The 17,414-nt window shown below is 33.9% G+C and carries 17 protein-coding genes and 1 riboswitch; of the genes, 11 read left to right on the top strand and 6 right to left on the bottom strand.

Features of this window, described 5'->3' with window-relative positions:
• Positions 1-119: 119 nt before the first annotated feature.
• The 6 genes from ACDF53_RS00085 to ACDF53_RS00060 all read left to right on the top strand — a co-directional run bounded on the left by ACDF53_RS00085 (position 120) and on the right by ACDF53_RS00060 (position 4,402).
• Entirely contained in the window at positions 120-761 is a 642-nt protein-coding gene (locus ACDF53_RS00085) for a PdaC/SigV domain-containing protein (RefSeq protein ID WP_370815133.1), read from the top strand.
• 178 nt (positions 762-939) lie between these two features.
• Positions 940-1,494: a hypothetical protein gene (locus ACDF53_RS00080; protein ID WP_370815132.1), complete on the top strand. Its 555-nt coding sequence runs from the start codon at positions 940-942 to the stop codon at positions 1,492-1,494.
• 47 nt (positions 1,495-1,541) lie between these two features.
• Entirely contained in the window at positions 1,542-2,768 is a 1,227-nt protein-coding gene (locus ACDF53_RS00075) for a hypothetical protein (protein ID WP_370815131.1), read from the top strand.
• A 6-nt stretch (positions 2,769-2,774) separates the two neighbouring features.
• Positions 2,775-3,134: an MmcQ/YjbR family DNA-binding protein gene (locus ACDF53_RS00070; protein ID WP_370815130.1), complete on the top strand. Its 360-nt coding sequence runs from the start codon at positions 2,775-2,777 to the stop codon at positions 3,132-3,134.
• Positions 3,135-3,589: 455 nt separating this feature from the next.
• Entirely contained in the window at positions 3,590-4,057 is a 468-nt protein-coding gene (locus ACDF53_RS00065) for a hypothetical protein (protein WP_370815129.1), read from the top strand.
• Positions 4,058-4,252: 195 nt separating this feature from the next.
• Positions 4,253-4,402 (top strand): MmcQ/YjbR family DNA-binding protein, encoded by a 150-nt coding sequence (locus ACDF53_RS00060; protein ID WP_370816172.1) that lies wholly within the window; start codon positions 4,253-4,255, stop codon positions 4,400-4,402.
• Between the two features lie 86 nt (positions 4,403-4,488).
• Here ACDF53_RS00060 and ACDF53_RS00055 read toward each other — a convergent pair whose 3' ends face one another.
• Positions 4,489-6,468, bottom strand: coding sequence for a DNA/RNA helicase domain-containing protein (locus ACDF53_RS00055; protein ID WP_370815128.1), 1,980 nt, complete (start codon positions 6,466-6,468; stop codon positions 4,489-4,491).
• Positions 6,469-6,600: 132 nt separating this feature from the next.
• Here ACDF53_RS00055 and ACDF53_RS00050 point away from each other — a divergent pair, with 132 nt between their 5' ends.
• A complete protein-coding gene (locus ACDF53_RS00050; RefSeq protein ID WP_370815127.1) occupies positions 6,601-7,389 on the top strand; it encodes a PD-(D/E)XK nuclease family protein in 789 nt (262 codons plus the stop codon).
• Positions 7,390-7,500: 111 nt separating this feature from the next.
• A complete protein-coding gene (locus ACDF53_RS00045) occupies positions 7,501-7,854 on the top strand; it encodes a hypothetical protein (protein WP_370815126.1) in 354 nt (117 codons plus the stop codon).
• 205 nt (positions 7,855-8,059) lie between these two features.
• Here ACDF53_RS00045 and ACDF53_RS00040 read toward each other — a convergent pair whose 3' ends face one another.
• Positions 8,060-8,110, bottom strand: a complete 51-nt coding sequence (locus tag ACDF53_RS00040; protein ID WP_353511575.1) for a hypothetical protein — start codon at positions 8,108-8,110, stop codon at positions 8,060-8,062.
• 247 nt (positions 8,111-8,357) lie between these two features.
• Between ACDF53_RS00040 and ACDF53_RS00035 the strand changes: the two genes are divergently transcribed.
• Positions 8,358-9,620: a hypothetical protein gene (locus ACDF53_RS00035; RefSeq protein WP_370815125.1), complete on the top strand. Its 1,263-nt coding sequence runs from the start codon at positions 8,358-8,360 to the stop codon at positions 9,618-9,620.
• A gap of 444 nt (positions 9,621-10,064) precedes the next feature.
• On the opposite strand, the gene ACDF53_RS00030 is transcribed toward ACDF53_RS00035, so the two are convergent.
• The gene (locus ACDF53_RS00030; protein ID WP_370815124.1) at positions 10,065-11,276 is read right to left on the bottom strand and encodes an OFA family MFS transporter; all 1,212 of its coding nucleotides are present in this window, start codon (positions 11,274-11,276) and stop codon (positions 10,065-10,067) included.
• Positions 11,277-11,363: 87 nt separating this feature from the next.
• Positions 11,364-11,451: riboswitch (ZMP/ZTP riboswitch) on the bottom strand.
• A gap of 461 nt (positions 11,452-11,912) precedes the next feature.
• Between ACDF53_RS00030 and ACDF53_RS00025 the strand changes: the two genes are divergently transcribed.
• On the top strand, positions 11,913-12,509 hold the full coding sequence (locus tag ACDF53_RS00025) for a hypothetical protein (RefSeq protein WP_370815123.1): 597 nt from the start codon (positions 11,913-11,915) through the stop codon (positions 12,507-12,509).
• Between the two features lie 121 nt (positions 12,510-12,630).
• Here ACDF53_RS00025 and ACDF53_RS00020 read toward each other — a convergent pair whose 3' ends face one another.
• From ACDF53_RS00020 to ACDF53_RS00010, 3 genes are all read right to left on the bottom strand, one after another.
• A complete protein-coding gene (locus ACDF53_RS00020; protein WP_370815122.1) occupies positions 12,631-13,863 on the bottom strand; it encodes a threonine/serine exporter ThrE family protein in 1,233 nt (410 codons plus the stop codon).
• Between the two features lie 14 nt (positions 13,864-13,877).
• A complete protein-coding gene (locus ACDF53_RS00015; protein ID WP_370815121.1) occupies positions 13,878-15,281 on the bottom strand; it encodes a hypothetical protein in 1,404 nt (467 codons plus the stop codon).
• Between the two features lie 408 nt (positions 15,282-15,689).
• A complete protein-coding gene (locus tag ACDF53_RS00010; RefSeq protein ID WP_370815120.1) occupies positions 15,690-16,349 on the bottom strand; it encodes an HAD family hydrolase in 660 nt (219 codons plus the stop codon).
• Positions 16,350-16,486: 137 nt separating this feature from the next.
• Here ACDF53_RS00010 and ACDF53_RS00005 point away from each other — a divergent pair, with 137 nt between their 5' ends.
• On the top strand, positions 16,487-17,326 hold the full coding sequence (locus ACDF53_RS00005; RefSeq protein ID WP_295824752.1) for a hypothetical protein: 840 nt from the start codon (positions 16,487-16,489) through the stop codon (positions 17,324-17,326).
• Positions 17,327-17,414 lie beyond the last annotated feature (88 nt).

Raw genomic sequence — 17,414 nt, 5'->3', positions numbered from 1 at the left:
TTTATATAATGAATAAATTATCAGAAAAGTGAAATAGAAAAAGAGGAGTTTTATCATAGCTTGTAGAACTAACACAGTAATGACCTATTTAAAGGTGTTTGTTAAAAGGAGACAGTATTATGGGAATCTTTAAAAAACTATGTATGACCTCTTTGTTAGGTGTTATGTTGGCGGTACCTACCTATGCAACTTTTGTTACAGGTAGTCAGTCCGATGTAAACATGGAATTAAAATATCCATTGGTATATACCAATAATATGTTTGCACAAAAAGCAATTAATACAGACATTGCTAACTATGTTTTATACGCAAAATCAGTTTATTACGATCAACATGCATATCAGGTAAAGCAAAATTATAAAGTTACCTATGAAGACTCTCAAGTAGTATCTATTTTGTTAACTACCTATCATTACCATGCTGGTAGTGCACATGGTATGTATAACACTAAAGGCTTAGTATATAACAAGATTACGGGTCAAAGAATTCCGTTATATAACTATGTAAAAATTGCTAATCCACAACAAATAGAACGAGGCATTAACTCTGGGATTTTGCGCTTCTACAGTGAAGGTCATAAAAAAGCAGACTTACTACCTAACTGGAATGTAGAATATGTTTCTGACAACTACTACTTGAAAGGTAAAGGCGCTATAGGTCTTGTATATCAACCATATGAATTGGGACCATTCTCTTATGGGAATACATTCGTTGAATTCTCACCAAAAGCCATAGAATACTTTAACCGTATGAATGGTTAGAAAATAGTATATTGATAGGTTGAGTTCTAATATAAACTTGAAATAGCATAAAAGCCTGTAATACTTATGTTGAGTATTACAGGCTTTAATATAATGAAAGAAATAGTTCATTATGTGATATGCTAGAGTTATAAATTATAAAAAGTATATGTAAATAGATAAGAGAGAAGGAAATATAATGAAAAAAATACTTATCATTTTATTATTGTCTTGTATAGTGTTACCATTACAAATTCAGGCTATATCGATGCAAGATATAAAGATTAATAAAAATAATATTCCTATTATTACAGGTGAGAATTCTATCACATATTTTGTAGATAAGAGTTCTATTAAAAGTATTGAAGAAGATCAATCTATTTATAAAGTTCAAGCAGTTGTATATGAGGTTGAAAATAAAAATAGTCATAGACTTAATCCATATATTCATAAGGTTTTAGTTACATATCGATATGATATAAGACATACAGTAGCTAGCATATTGCGTGTACCACAGTATTCACAAGATTATTCTTTGCTTATTTATGCCAAACAAGCTGGTTCTGGTATGAGATTGACTATGAATAGTATAGAAGACTTTAATTATGAAGGTATAGCTTTTGCTAATTCTAATAATAGGGCAGAACAATATATTGATGTAGCTTTACGTGATCCTAAATACGTAGTGGGAAATTATATTTTTAAAGAAGCATATGGCACAAGTTTTGAAAATATGATACCAGTTATGAACTAAATTAAAGAAAATTGTTTTATAGATTACTATTTTATGGAGAGCTGTATATGTTAAAACGATTATTACTAAGTGCTGTAATATTAAGTGCCGTTAGTGTATCTAGTTATGCTGTTGATGTGAATATTCCCGGTGCAGATCCATCAATTTCAAAGGATGCGTATCAAAACTATCGTAAAGTTGATAAAACTGCTAAGGATATGGAAGTAGATGTAGGTAGTCAAATTAAGGCAAAATATACTAACAATATGCCTGGAAAATGGTCAATGGATGAGTTAGTATACATTACTGAGGAACTGAATCATTCCGTAAATTTCTCGTCCTCTGTTTTTATTCTTAAAGGTAATGGTGCAAATATTAAATTTACGATGCCTGTGAGTAGTCAGTTTGGTAAAACTGTGGAAGGGGACCCATTAACTACAGATGTTAAAAAAGGAAATATTCTTTTGATTGATGGAAATTTACATTATACCATTCGTAGGGATAATGAAAACTCCATAAAAGGAAACTCCTTTTCATATCCTACTATTAAACATGCTACATGGGAGATTAGTCCAACGCAAACTGGTGCTTTAGAAGGGGCAATTAACTTTAGCGTTAAATCAGAGCCTTCTATGTATTATCGTATAAGTTATGATTTGTCTAAAAAAAGAGAAGTAGAACTGTTAAAGAAACATGATCAGGAATATGTGTATAAAGAATTAATGTCTCCATTAGTTAATTATGTTTTACCATCTATTGAACCAGCTAAACAGTTACTTTCCAAAACTAAACCAATAACTATAAATGGATTTACATTCCAAACATTAAAATCAAGTAATTTGACATATCATGGTCCGGATAATGATTCAATTTATATTTATGATGGTAAAAGTTATCGTGAAGGCATTATGGTCAGAGAGTTACGGCCAGAGGAGTTAGCAAATCGCCATAAAATTAACTCTAAATTAATACAACATTTCATTATGTATAAGCCTTATTCTGATTATAAACCAATCCAATACGCTACAGTTTGGAATGATGCTACTCCGGCCATCTATATGGAGGTAGAACGTTCTACATCTAGAATGTACATTCAATCGCTGTATGACGATAAATATTTGTATACACACTTTATAATGGCGGACTTTGATTATAAGACGCCAGCAAAAGATCTGCGTGACATAGTTCAATATGTAGATAATGCAAATGATGCAGATAAATACTCAAGAAGTCTACCAGGTATGGCAGCTATACCAAAAGATATGTTTGATATGGACTTTTCTAAAACGCGGTAGAAAATTATGAATCGTAATGAATTACTTCAATACATACAACAAGAATATGTCTGTAATGTTAAATATCCCTGGGAGAGATACCCTGACTATATGGTTGTCCGCCGTAGGGATAACCAAAAATGGTTTGCTGGAATTTTTGCTATTAAAGGCTATCAAGTAGGTCATGATACAAATGAACCTATGAATATAGTCAATCTAAAATGCGAATCTGACTTGATTCCTAATCTGATCCATGAAAACGGAATCTATCCTGCGTATCATATGAATAAAACACACTGGATCTCGGTGGATATTGAAGGGTATGAAGATATAGAGAAACTTAAAATACTAGTGGATATGAGCTATCGGTTGGTGGGGCATAAGTAGCCAAATTTGTTAATAGGTACTATTTTAATATTTTTCTTATCTTCTGAAAGTATATGACAAAAGCCTATAGTACATGTTTAGTACTATAGGCCTTTATCGTGTTTACCATATTATCTTCTATATCCGCCGCATCCTCTAGTATTAGAGTTTGAACCGCAATAATTTTGATTGTTATTGTTGCATGGTGCATAGTTAGTATTGTTCGCATTGTTATTGCAGTTGTATTGTGTGTTAGTGTTGCAATTGTACTGAGAGTTATTGCATACATAATCGTAAGCAAATCCTGTAGATACAGCAGCAGTCACGGCTAAGAATGTCATGACAATTATACGTTTTGTAAATTTCATAGATATCATCTCCTTCTTCCTATACATATAGTATACTACTATGAGTCAAATAAAATATGATATTCTATATATATAGTATTTGAGAGAATTCAGGAGGGAAATAATTAAATGAAAAAGTTATTATTAGCACTACTAGCTATTAGTACAATTGCTTTTAGTTGTCAAGCAAGAACATCTGAGATAGTTGGTAAAGGCGAGGGCTACGGTCCTTACAATGGTTGGGTTGTTGCAGATATGTCTATAAATGATGGTGTTGTATCTGAAGTAGCAGCATATTCTATGCGTACATTTAAGGATTATGGACTAGTTCCTGTGGCTTATTGTGCATCTGGTGGAAGCCATTTAGGCACTTACTATCTGTTTTATGTAAATCCATACCATGATTCATTAATTATTGGGAGAGAAGCTGGCGTGGCTTCTCATGTTAATCCATTTGCTTCGAAATCGAAACCATTTGATAAAACTGGTGAGTTTATTCGTTATACAGATATGGAAGTTAATCAGGATTTATATAGAAAAATAATTAATGTGGCTAAGGCTGAATTTAATCAATATCAGCAAGTGTTAAAGAAATAGAGAATAAGTATTTATATATGCGCTATATCATGTCAGATTTAGATTATAAAGTATCGTCAAAAGATTTATGTGATATGGTCCAATACGTAGATAATGTAAATGATAAAGATAAATACTCAGAAAGTTTAGTCGGTATGTTAGCTGTACTAAGCGGTGTGGTTAATATGACTTTATTTCCTAAAAAGCAGTAAATTAATTCCTACCCTAATTCGTGAAAGTGGAATCTACCCTGCGTATCATATGAATAAACAACACTGGATCTCGGTGGATATTGAAAGATATGAAGATATAGAGAAACTTAAAATGTTAGTGGATATGAGTTATCAGTTGGTGAGGAAGAAGTAAATAGTTAATGTATGTAGATTAAATTTGTTTTAAATATGAGAGAGCCAGTAGTGCTATAGAAATAGCACTACTGGCTCTCTATTTTCTTACTTATCTAACTTGAGATTAAGTTTATCTATATTAGAATTTGTTTTATCGGCCGCCAGTGGTTGTTCTGATAGAACAACTTGAGGTTCGTTGTAAGTATAGCTCAATTGATGGTTATATGCTAGTTTAAAATAGTTAGATAGCTCTTTATTTATACAGTAAATATAACAGCCCTTTTGGCCTCGTGTCATTAATGTTCGGTAGGTATTTTTCACAATCTCATTAGCAATACGTTGTGCTTCTTCAGGATTTTCCTTTAAAAGTTTTTTGATACCTTTAATAGATTGATCTGTTTTTGCACGTTTATTAATGTCCACAATGAGTTTGCCGTTTTCATAACGTAGATCATCACCAATAATTACACCTACGTATTCAAATTCAAGGCCTTGAGTAGTATGAATGCATCCAGCTTCATTGATAGAGTCAGGATCAATAGCATATGTATCAGAGTTACCTAGATTCCAACTGATTCCAAAATTATGTTCTGGTATTTGGATATCTTTTACGAGCGATGTCATGCGACCTTCTTTAGGCCAGTCCCAACAATAACCTGCTAGAACTCGAGATTTATTGTTTATTTTGTTTTTTTCTTTTATAGCATCATACATTTCATGAGGGTTATCAAAGATTTTAAAATCATAATCACCTTCAAATCCGTCGTAGTTAGCTGTTTCTGCAATTTGTAGTACATTATCAAGCCATGCTAAATAGCCATCTGAGCCATTACAACGGAATTGAGATTCTAGTACACCTTCATATATTAGTGAATTTTGCTTTTGTGCAAAGTTTCGGATTTTATCAATTGTACCAGCATCATTAAAGGTAACACGTTGATTTCTATCGATAAAGAATACACTAAAGATAGAGGCGTTAATGATTTCCTTGATTTGATCTTCACCTTGGTTTTGGAACATACCAGATTTTTCACGTAATCTATGAGCTTCATCAACAATTGCAATTTGAAGTTCGTTCTTTTTCCGTGTATGGAAGGTGCCACTACTTTGGAATAGTGCTTTAATATCTGTTTTCTTAAATCCTTTTTGTAGCATGGTGCTATATACATTTCGTGGAGCAGCATTTGAAGTAATATACTGTGCCATATAACCATTATGAATACATTCTGCTAATAAGTTGATCGCTACTACACTTTTACCAGTACCAGGACCACCACGAACTATATACACCGTTTTTTGATTATTTTTAATAGCATCAAGCGCCGCTTTTTTTATTTGTTCAAACTCAACCTTTTGATCATCAATAAGAATAAACTCCTTATTGCCTTTTAACATATTTAAAATAGAATCTTGAAGTGATTTTGATGGTCTCAACTTACCATGTTCAATGGACTCCATGATATTTGTAGTATCAGGCTTTGGAATATAGGTTTTGATAAAGTTACGTAAGCTATCCATCTGGCCCAATGTGAACATTGGAGAAATATCTAAAATACTATGATAGATGGGGTCACGGAGCTCAGGAGATATACTTTCATCAAAATTATGCAAAAAAGCACATGGATGTAACTCAATAGGTCGATTCTGCACATCCTCATTGAAGTTTTCAATAAGACTACAATAAGACCAAGCTTGATAAGAAGGGTGGGTTACTTCACGAATTCCACCGCCAAGGTAGGTTGATACAATATTATCTTTATCTGTTACCTTGAAAGCTTCGCCCCATTGTTTAAGCTCCACAATAACTACATGCTCTTTATTCTCTTGATCTAGTCCTGTAATAATGAAGTCTACACGTTTTTGCGTATTTGGAACAATATATTCGATAGCAACACCAGCTAAGTCCGGTATAGCAAAATCACGCATAACATTAGCCATATAAGATAAAGAAGTTTGCCATGAATGAATCTCAGATTCGCCAACACGACGATATTTCTCTGTTAATGTTTGATGTAATTTTTTGACCAAGACACCTTGTTCAAAATCTTGGATAAAATCTTGTTTTGTGGAAGAGTAGATAATCATATTTATTGTTAGCCTTATATTCTTAATTCATAATGGTTCACTTAATTTTCATTTTTGGAAAATCAATAGTATAATAATATTATTATAGCGGATAATTACTAAAAAATATTAAATCGGAGTTGCAATAAATTTATGAATAATATATTTTCTTTTGCCACCGGCGAGTTATCTCAAGATGCTTTTATTTGCTGGTGTCTTAATTGGATTAATGAACCAGATAATGTAACTACACATAGATATCGTCAACTTGGTTTAGATTTACTAGCAAAGCTAATAGATAACTTGTCAGAAAAAAATCAATTAATAAATGTAGATATTAATTCAATAGATAAAATTATTTTAGTTCAACAAGTGTTAAATATTGATGTATTAGCTATAATTCCTCAATATAAGTTAGCTATTATCATAGAAGATAAAACAAGTACTAGTGAGCATGGGAATCAAATTGAATTTTATAGAGAGTCTCTTGAGGATGTTTTTAAAAATAAGAAACCTTGTAATGCTTATAGTAAATTAGAAAAAGCTTTTAAGTTACTAGAACTTAATATTGAACATGCTGATATAGTAAATTATCATATTCATACGGTCTATTTTAAGACAGGCTATTACTTTGATTATGATTGGCAAGTAGCTCATAGTGCTTCAGTGGATAATTATTTAACTGGTCCTATGTTTTGGGATATCTTGAAGCATTATCATGACTGTGAAAGTGATATTTTAAGAGGATATTGTGAGCACTTAAAAAATCAACTAGATTGGTATCAAGCTGTATCTAAGATTGATGGAAAATATGATGATGAAGATTGTCATTATATTAAGTGGGAACGTATAACGCAGCATGGTTTTCTACAGGTTCTATTTGATAATGAAAGTTTGGATGGAACTTGGTTATGGAAAGATATGAGTACATATACCAATTAATATAGTACCGGTACAAATCAGGGCGGCAGTCCTTGGACTAACCGTCGTTTTTGGAGTCGGATAGAAGCAGAGGATATCTGGTCTGACCCGCCAACTAGCTTTAAGCCTTGGATGTTTTGGCGCGTAGATCATGACTCAAAAGGTTTATATCTATCACTGCGATATTATAATAATGACTCAAGCGAAGCCGGAAAGGTATTACGTAAAAGGGTATATGCTCAGCTTATTACTATGATTGATAAAGCCATTTCGAATGAATTGGAGACATTAAGTCGAGCTTATAATCAATGTGTTACTAGACCTCAACATGGTAACTATTATGAAAATACCTTGATTCATATTGGTATTGAACAAGTGTTAGCCTCTTGGGATGAAAATAAAGGACAACCGTTTATTGAGTGGGTACGCGATATTGATTGCAAGCTAAGAGAAACGATTGAAGCTTTTGATTGGGAAAAGTTTTAAGTTATAACAATAAAACAAGGAAAGAACTCTTTCGATTTCTTTCCCTGTTTAGATATGATATAATTTATATCAAAGTGAGGCATAAATGGTTTGGACGCCAGACTTCGCTTCTAAAGTAAAAATTTGAAGAAACGGTCTGACTTCACAGTCGGGCCTTTTTTCATGGCTTAATGCCGTGAAAAGCTAGCTTTAGCTAGACGTCAATTTATTTAGCTGCCATGATAATGGTCGCTACAAGTATACCAAAGGAAATCATTAACGATAACACTTTGTATGTACTTATATTGATCACCGCCAATCTCTAGAAGATTAGCAAAGACTGGACCCATTTAGAGGCCTCAAGTTCAATATAATGTTGTGAATAATAAAAGTAAATAGATTAGAGGTTCCTAATAGTCACCTAGGTGACCAATAGGAACCTTTTTCGTTTTGTAATCGTATTCATAATTGTGTTCTTATTATGTTACAATACAGTTAAAATTACTATTTTTGGAGAGATGTATATGTTAAAACGATTATTATTAAGTGCTATTGTATTGAGTTCAATTTGTGTATCTTGTCATGCTATAGATGTAGACCTACCTGGTGCAAACTCCAAAATACCTGAAGATGAGTATAAAGATTATGTATATCTTAGTCCTAAAATCGCATTGGAGCAAATTGCTAGTACACAGGCTATGATTAATCAAATTAAAGCTGATGGTACTTTTGAAAAATTAAAAGAATGGCGTAAGATATCTGATGATGCTGAATTGGAGAAAACGTTACGCCATGATTTTAAGCAGTTTATGACGCCAATAGATGGACAAACAGAAATAATAGAACATACAGAAAATAGTGGGATACAGCTCACAGTTCCATTTTCAAGTATATTTAAGATTCAAAATAGTGAACATAACTATACCTTAGAAGGTCTTACTGGCAGTACATATGTCGCTAGAGATTATAATGTTGTTGAAAAAGGTGGTTCTGAAAGAACATTTATTTATAAAAAATTAGATAATACAAAATATTGGAATCTAAACGTTACTAATTTGGATAAATCAAATCAAGGTACTATTGTAGGCATTACTTTTACAAGCAAAGATAATCCTAATACTAGTCATAGTATTGGTACGTATGTTGCAGGATCTGAATCAGAGTCAGAACGTAATATAAAAGCCAATAGAATTCTTGCCAATTATGTATTGCCTTCGGTACGTTCCTTGAATAGACTTAACGAATTTTCTACTATTACGATGTCGAAGAATTTACAGTATCGGATACTAAATGGTTCAACTCGTACAGAATCGACAGATAAGGACAGTATATATGGATCTAAATCTTATACTGTAACGCATAAAGGACCACATGGAGTAAATCAAGTCCTTCAGATGATTCCACTACATGATAAGCAACAGCATTTTTTATTGAATGCCAAACCAGATGATCCATATAACTTTGAGACCCATATTGAGTATATTAATTCTTTATATGGTCATACCTTAAATAAAGAGATTAGATTGTCTCGGATTAGTAAAAGCTTCGTCTGGTTTGATGGTATTCCGGGGTTATTATTGGATTATGAATTATCTAATGGAGAGGGTAGATTAGAATTTATAACACGCGATAAGGACTATGAATATCGTCATATTGTTTCATATCGAGTAAATGGCTATTATACTTTGGAGCAACTAAAAAATATGTTGTTAGATGTAAAGTTGTTAAATACTGGAGATATATATAATAGAGATATTGACTTATTTAATCTAAGATTAAAGTCTTAGCTTATCTTGAATTGCAATAAGTAATAAAATAGTGGAGCCTAATAAACATATATATGCCTATTTGGCGCACAATGATAACAGGGAAAGAAATCATACGATTTCTTTCCCTGTTTAGATATGATATAATTTATATCAAAGTGAGGCATAAATGGTTTCGACGCCAGACTTCGCTTCTAAAGTAAAAATTTGAAGAAACGGTCTGACTTCTATGTCGGGCCTTTTTTCATGCGTTCTCTCACCGCCAATCTCTAGAAGATTAGCAAAGGCTGGCCCCATTTAGAGGCCTCAAGTTCAATATAGTGCTGTTAATTATAAAAGTAAATAGATTAGAGGTTCCTAATAGTCACCTGGGTGACCAATAGGAACCTCTTTAGATTTGTAATTAATTCGGGGGATTTTGGTTGTGATAATTCATTTACAATTTTATAGTACTAGAATTAAGTATCAGTTATGCAGACCTCGTTTGCCATATATTTTTAAGATTATAGCAATAATTGCATTTAATACGAATAGAAGAGCAAAGCATATTAAGGCTGTAGTATATCCATATCCTGCTTCGTGAAAGTATGACACGAGCATAGGACCAACGATACCTGCTAATCCCCAAGCGGTTAGAATGCGGCCATGAATAGTGGAGAGTTGGCGTATGCCATAGAGGTCTGCAAGATATGCTGGCATACAGGCGAATCCGCCGCCATAGCAGGTGATAATGAGAAGAATTAAAACTTGGAATGTTAGAGCATTATTGGTTTCGGCAAGTACGTAGAATGCGATGATTTGTATAATAAAGAATAGTATGTAAGTTTGTGCTCGGCCAAAGTAGTCGGAGATAGTAGACCATGCAATGCGACCTCCACCATTGAAGATACCGATGATACCAACTAGTGATGCAGCCGCTGCAGGCGTCATACCAATGGTTTCTTGTGCCATAGGGGACGCTAAGGATAGAAGACCTATACCACAGGTACTATTAATAAAGAAAATCCACCAAAGGGCACCAAATTGCCAAGTTTTCATAGCATCATTGGCTAGCATGCCATGGTTATGAACGTACATAGTGGATTTATCTTTCGTAGTTCGAGGTGGTTGTTTTGGTTGAGGTGCTTTCAAATAGAGAGAAGAGGCGCCCATAACCACTAGATAGATTACGCCGAGGATAATGAAGTTATTTACTAATCCAACTTGAGCTACGAGGAATTGCATAAGTGGTCCTGCAATGAGTGAAGCAAATCCAAAACCCATAATAGCTAATCCCGTAGCAAATCCTGGGCGATTAGGAAAGTATTTTACCAGTGTAGATACTGGTGTTATATAACCAATACCTAGTCCGATACCACCGATGATACCATAGAATAGATAGAGTAAGGTAAGATTATGGACACTAAGTGCATAAGCAGTACCTAATAGTCCTGTCACCCAGAATAACATGGCAAGAAGGCCGCTTTTCTTAGGACCTATTTTTTCTGCAAAGGATCCTAAAAAGCCTGCAGAAAGTCCAAGCATCAGGATAGCTAGGGAGAAGGTCCATGTTGTTTGTGACATAGTAAAGCCCATATCTGCCATAATAGGTCGTGTGAGCACGCTCCATGCGTACACACTACCGATAGATATATGTAGACCAATGGCTGCTAGTGCAATAAGCCAACGATTTCTCATAAGAAAACTCCTTTCATATAGGTGAAATGATTAAAACTTTGTACAGTATTATTTGCTACAAGAAAATAAAAAAAGACCGCCTGAACAAAAGTTTGCCCAGACGGTCGGCTATCACACGATGTGTGCTACTGTGCATGTAGTCAATTCTACGAATCCGTCAGCCCAGTAGGAATATATTATTAGTATATCAATTGATACTATATCTTGTCGATGATATAAGTCACTCTGTTATAACAACTGTAAGGTTTATAAACTAAATAGGGACGGAAATTGTCTAATTCCCTTCCCTATTTAGATATGATATAATTTATATCAAAGTGAGGCATAAATGGTTTGGTCGCCAGACTTCGCTTCTAGTAATTTAAAATTGAAGAAACGGTCTGACTTCTATGTCGGGCCTTTTTTCATGTAATCTCTCACCGCCAATCTCTAGAAGATTAGCAAAGGCTGGACCCATTTAGAGGCCTCAATTTCAATATAGATGTGTAAATAATAAAAGTAAATAGATTAGAGGTTCCTAATAGTCACCTAGGTGACCAATAGGAACCTCTTTCGTTTTGTAACTATTATAATGGAATAGATTAATTATGTTACAATACAAATAAGATAATAGTTTTTAGGGAGAGGGAGACTCATATGAAACGTTGTATTACATTAATAAGCTTAGGCTTGTGTTTAGCCGTACCAATGCTTTCACAAGCTAGCGATATAAATCCTGTTATGTATGTTACGAATGTACATAATGGTCAATATGATGCGGCATTAGATGCTATTACAGATACAAAGTTTTATGGACCGTATCAATTCCGAGTATTAAAGAATGCTATCGAAACACAGGGTGAAACAAAGGACATTGATGGTAGGGCGTTTAGAACCTCTGATGGAGTATTTATGCATGTAAAGGCTAGATCTATTGATAAAAGTAGTGCATCCTTAGATAAAGAGGTTAAGAAGATTATTGAAGATAGAACGGTTCCTGAACCTACAGTTAAGATGGTATTGCCTGTTAAGCATGATGTAATAGAGGTCAATAATGATGGCGTGCGTAGTTTGCTAGCCGAATTTATGTATGGCTGGCCATTACATAATAGGATGGATATGGTATTAGTTACTGATTATGAAGATACTCGTTACTATTATAATTTGCAGTTTTATAGAGACAAGCTACCTGAAGGTATTCGCATTGAGCAGTTGCGCCAAATGATTATGGATGCGCAGTTCAGTTATAAATAAGTGATATCTAATTAGCACAATATAGTTATAAATAAAAGAGGTTCCTAATGGTCACAGTAGTGACTTATAGGAACCTCTTTTGTCGGGCAAGTAATTTACATGAATTTGTTATAAGGTTATATTACTTATAAGTGTGTTTTTTGATTCGTGGTGGTTTTATATGTTTTACAATTACGATAGATATAGCAATTGTAAAAGCTATCAAAAAGGATTCTTTTGCGAAGCTAATGGCAATAGTTTCTTGTCCCATTAGCATATAATAAATGGATCGATAAAAGCTGAGCCCTGGTAGTAAAGGGAATAAGCTAGTCATTAGGAAAACTATAGCAGGGCATTTCCGTTTAACAGCCAATATTCTTGATGCTATGGCGATGATAAAACCACTGATGAATATGGAGAGCATAACATTAGACTGTAGTGAAGATAATGTTAAGAACAAGAACCATGAGATGAATCCTAATATTGTACAATCGATAAAATGTTGTTTAGCTACACGGAATAAGATTGCAAATGCTGTCGTACCAATACCAGCCATTATACTACGCATAAACATAGAGGCTAAGGAATTAGTATCTAAATTAGAGGTATAAAGAGGAATCATTTGTGTGTTGAAGAGTAGTGATTGTACTACTGCGACTCCTACAGCCATTGAAATACAGGTAAGTAACGCGCCCATCATAAGGGTTATTCCTGTATTATAGTTATTCTGGCTATACTCTCTAATAGCATTGACGAAAGGAACTCCGGGAACAATGTCAATCATGGCTCCTAGTAATATAACTGATAGGTTGGAGCCTAATTCAAAGTGGATAAAGAGATTACCCAATAAGGCTATTAGAATACTACCTAAAATGGTAATCAATACATCAGAGCTAAGTATGCGTTTGATGGTACACATATAGACGCCTAATATTAAGCCTATAATACCTGCAATTATAGAGTCTGTTATTGAACTACCAATTGCATAGCTAAAGCCCGAAGCTCCTAACGTATAAGCTACTAATCTCCAAAAAAAAGAATAGTCTGACATGGTATCAATTTGATTAAGTTCACTTTCAATCTCCTCAATAGTAATATTTTTTTGTGTGATACGTCGGGAGAGAGCATTAACAGATTCAATTTTACTGAGGTTAATATCGACTTCAGGAACGTTATAAATACGAGTAATTTCAGTTCCATCAGCTTTCTTAGCAGTTGCAAAAATACCTCTATTGGATACGTAGGCTTCTAAATATTTAAAATTCATAGCTCGTGCTATGTAGTTCATAGTATCCTCTGTACGACTGATTTCGGCGCCACTGCTAAGTAGTATTTTCCCAGCTTTTAGTATAATTTCTAATTCCACACCTGTCATTATTTCCTCGTTATTCATTTTACTTCATTGTTATTTATATTGGACTTTTTGATAGGTCTACCTTTAGAAGATTCAGTTGATTTTGATTCTTCCTGTTGTTCTTGTAGAATATTGATATTTTGATGTATAACTTCTTCGTCTATTGAGAGATGCTCTTCTACATAGTCTTTTAGCTCTTGAACTGTTTCCGTATTTGAAAGTATTTCTTTTGCTTCATTATGAATATCTTCTTTAAGAGATTTTGTATCTGCTTGACTAATATCACCTAATGTATGGAATAGTTCGCGTTCTTTTTCTGAAAGATTTTTGTGAGGACTATGTTTTTTTAATGATAAATGGAGCATCTTTCTTCGGAAGAGTTTTTCCATAATGATATCTTTACGATCGCGGAGCCAGCCATAAATAAGAATAATTAGGAGTAATAGTCCCATATAACCGAGAATTGGGTAGAGGATACTAATCAAATCTTTAAAACCAAAGAAACTACATATATATCCTATGATTACTACAGAAATAATAATAATTCTCATTCTTTTTGTGCTGCCGTTGGCAAAACGTCTAGCAATAGAATAAAAAAGAGAGAATGCTGTATTAAAAATAAGTGAAAAGACTGTGATTGCATATATATATGCTAGCCAAGGATGAATTTGATTGGCAATAGCAAGAATCGGCAAATCTGCATCTTTTACTGTATCTAGATTGGCAAAAATAGAGATAGCAGCTATAAAAACAACTAATCCGACTAATAGGCCGCCACGAGTGCCACCTTTTTCTGCAATACCAATTCGAACAACAGAACCACCTAAAATAAAGGCCATAGAAACAGCTGTCATAGCACATAGAGAATAATAATTAATGACAGAAAACCATACATTGCTTGTGGCTGGTTTGATTGTGTGGGCTATAGCCTCTAATGTAGTCCAATCATGACTTTTACCAATAAAAGAGTAACCTGTAATGATGAATATCATTACAATCATAATAGGTGTAAAAACACCTAGAACACTGGTAATTTTATCAAAGTCCATAAATGATACGGTTATGATTAAAAGTGAGCAAATTAATCCGCCAACCCAAAAAGGAAGTCCAAATTGTTGTTCTAAGTTTGATCCTGCACCGGCTATCATAACGAAGCCCATAATAAAACTACCAGCGATTAGAACAAAATCAAGGATTTTTGTAATGATTGGATGGGAAATCTGTGTAAAAACTTCTTCATGATTGTCTGCACGATAGTAGCTCCCCAAAGAAAGCATGATTTTACCAAATGCGGCATTTAATAGACCTAGTAATAGAACACCAATAAGACCTATTTGGCCAAAACTTATAAAATATTGTAGAAGATCTTGTCCACTCGAGAGTCCTGCACCTACAATAACACCTATGTAGGCAAATGCAATTTTCCATGATTGTTGCATTATATTTTCCTCCTTTCAAATACATAACTTAGTATACAAAATAATATTATATCATACTAATGATTCAATTGATGGAAATCTTACTGCCAATCTCTATAAGATTAGCTAAGAATGGAGCTATTTATAGGCCTTAAGTTCAATACACTAACTATTGAATTGACGGCGTGTACATGTGAAAGTACTGCCTCATAAATGTAATATATATCACATTTTTAAGGCAATAGATTAAGGATAGTATTTATGCGTAAAAAATATAATGTGAAAATTGAAATAGATTAGAAAGAATAAAAGAAAAACCGCGAAAAATGAGAAATCTAATATTTTAATTCCCATTTTTGAGCGGTTTTAAGATGTAAATCGTTTAATTTATATGAATTTGTTATAGATTAATGATTATAACTTTGTACCTTATTTATTTAAGTTTTCCACAATGCTTAGAATATCTTCTGCTTTACGAGCAATGTGTGTTACGCCTAGTTCTTGGTGGAGAGATTCTTCTCTAAAGCCCCAGGTAATACCGATACATAGTAGGCCGGAGTTTTCTGCAGTAGCAACGTCAACTTCAGAGTCACCAACATAGATAGATTCTTCAGGAGTAGAGTTTAACTCTTTTAATGCTTGGAGTACCATGTCTGGTGCTGGTTTACGTTGTAATCCTGGTCTTTCACCAATAGCAACAGGTAAGCGATCGCCAAAATATTCTTTATTTAAAGGTGTAACACCTTCTTGAATTTTATTAGATACAATGGCTAATTTATAGCCTTTTTCACGCAATGCATCTAGCATATCTAAGATGCCAGGATATGGTGCTGTAGTATCTTTTAGATGTTCTCCATAGTAGATTTTGAACTCCTCAATATATGGTTCTAATTCATGATCTGATACTGTACTAGGCAAGCATTGACGCATCAAGTACGTTACTGCATTACCAAGTGCTGCCTTAACCTCTGCTAGAGACTTTTCAGGGAAGTTATGTGTACGTAGTACATGATTTACAGCATTTGCTAAATCTGTAGCCGTATCGAGCAATGTGCCGTCGCAATCAAAAACGATGGTTGTATATTTCATGGGGACCTCCAATACGAAATCTATATACTTTATAAGTATATGATAAATATGGAGAAAATCAAGAGAATAGCCGTATTTGTTACTATAATTGTGTTACAATAGTAGCAGTAATTATTACAGCGTATAGGAGGCGTAGTATGACTGAAATACAAGCTCTTTTATTGATAAAATCTATTCTTGAATCCGCAGATATTCACGGCATTGAAAATATTCTAGCCGAGGATTGCGAATACATGTCCACAGGGCGTGGTATTATTGGCCGCAATCGTAATGAAAGTATTGAGTTTTTATCCTCTATGACTGAGTCTATTAAGGCAGATAATGTGCCTGTTACGTGCAAGGTGATGCATATTACCGATGTGTACGAGGAGGATGCGCTATTCCATGAAGGCCGTCATGGTTTGACTGTTTCTTATGAAAGCGGCGATAACTATGTGTACATGATTTTTGTAGATGTAAATGATGAGGGGCTCGTAGACCGCATTGTATCTAGTCAGGAAAACTATAGTATTGAGTATGATGATCTTCATTTTGGCGATGATGAAAGCGAGTATGCTTTTATTTCTGCACCAACTACGGTAAAGGATTGGATTACAGCCCTCAGCATGTGGCTTGAAACAGCGAATGTCGATGTGGATGATTTTTATCAGTACATCGATGAAGACACACGTGTTGTATTCCAAAAAGGCGATGCTGAATCCATCACCCTTGAAAGTGGCCTTGATGTAGAAGATTACTTTGATCAGCTCATGAACCAACACTTTGATGCGGTACCTCATATCATTCGCGATGAAGAAGATGGCCTTATTTTAACCTATGGTCCTATGAGTGCCATTGCAACCCTCAATGAAGAAGGCGGACTAGCGCTTATTAGTATCTATATTGACACACGTGACGAAGATGAAGCCACTGATGAAGTTGGCTATATTGAAGAAGAACTAAGCAAAACAACAACTCTTGAAGAAGATTTATTTTAATTAACTCTATCAGTAAAATGTACTATACTTAGTCTAAATATATATGGTTAGCGAGATACTACCAGTTAAAAGTATTATGTTTAGTCTA

This window comes from Veillonella sp. (genome assembly GCF_041333735.1).
In the GTDB taxonomy this organism is placed as follows: Bacteria; Bacillota; Negativicutes; order Veillonellales; family Veillonellaceae; genus Veillonella.
Note: the sequence above shows the minus strand (reverse complement) of the source record. Positions and strands in the feature narration are given on the sequence as shown.

Coding starts and splice junctions, on each gene's coding strand:
- ACDF53_RS00085 (WP_370815133.1), top strand. CDS start 120: ATGGGAATCTTTAAAAAACTATGTATGACCTCTTTGTTAGGTGTTATG.
- ACDF53_RS00080 (WP_370815132.1), top strand. CDS start 940: ATGAAAAAAATACTTATCATTTTATTATTGTCTTGTATAGTGTTACCA.
- ACDF53_RS00075 (WP_370815131.1), top strand. CDS start 1,542: ATGTTAAAACGATTATTACTAAGTGCTGTAATATTAAGTGCCGTTAGT.
- ACDF53_RS00070 (WP_370815130.1), top strand. CDS start 2,775: ATGAATCGTAATGAATTACTTCAATACATACAACAAGAATATGTCTGT.
- ACDF53_RS00065 (WP_370815129.1), top strand. CDS start 3,590: ATGAAAAAGTTATTATTAGCACTACTAGCTATTAGTACAATTGCTTTT.
- ACDF53_RS00055 (WP_370815128.1), bottom strand. CDS start 6,468: ATGATTATCTACTCTTCCACAAAACAAGATTTTATCCAAGATTTTGAA.
- ACDF53_RS00050 (WP_370815127.1), top strand. CDS start 6,601: ATGAATAATATATTTTCTTTTGCCACCGGCGAGTTATCTCAAGATGCT.
- ACDF53_RS00045 (WP_370815126.1), top strand. CDS start 7,501: ATGTTTTGGCGCGTAGATCATGACTCAAAAGGTTTATATCTATCACTG.
- ACDF53_RS00035 (WP_370815125.1), top strand. CDS start 8,358: ATGTTAAAACGATTATTATTAAGTGCTATTGTATTGAGTTCAATTTGT.
- ACDF53_RS00030 (WP_370815124.1), bottom strand. CDS start 11,276: ATGAGAAATCGTTGGCTTATTGCACTAGCAGCCATTGGTCTACATATA.
- ACDF53_RS00025 (WP_370815123.1), top strand. CDS start 11,913: ATGAAACGTTGTATTACATTAATAAGCTTAGGCTTGTGTTTAGCCGTA.
- ACDF53_RS00020 (WP_370815122.1), bottom strand. CDS start 13,863: ATGACAGGTGTGGAATTAGAAATTATACTAAAAGCTGGGAAAATACTA.
- ACDF53_RS00015 (WP_370815121.1), bottom strand. CDS start 15,281: ATGCAACAATCATGGAAAATTGCATTTGCCTACATAGGTGTTATTGTA.
- ACDF53_RS00010 (WP_370815120.1), bottom strand. CDS start 16,349: ATGAAATATACAACCATCGTTTTTGATTGCGACGGCACATTGCTCGAT.
- ACDF53_RS00005 (WP_295824752.1), top strand. CDS start 16,487: ATGACTGAAATACAAGCTCTTTTATTGATAAAATCTATTCTTGAATCC.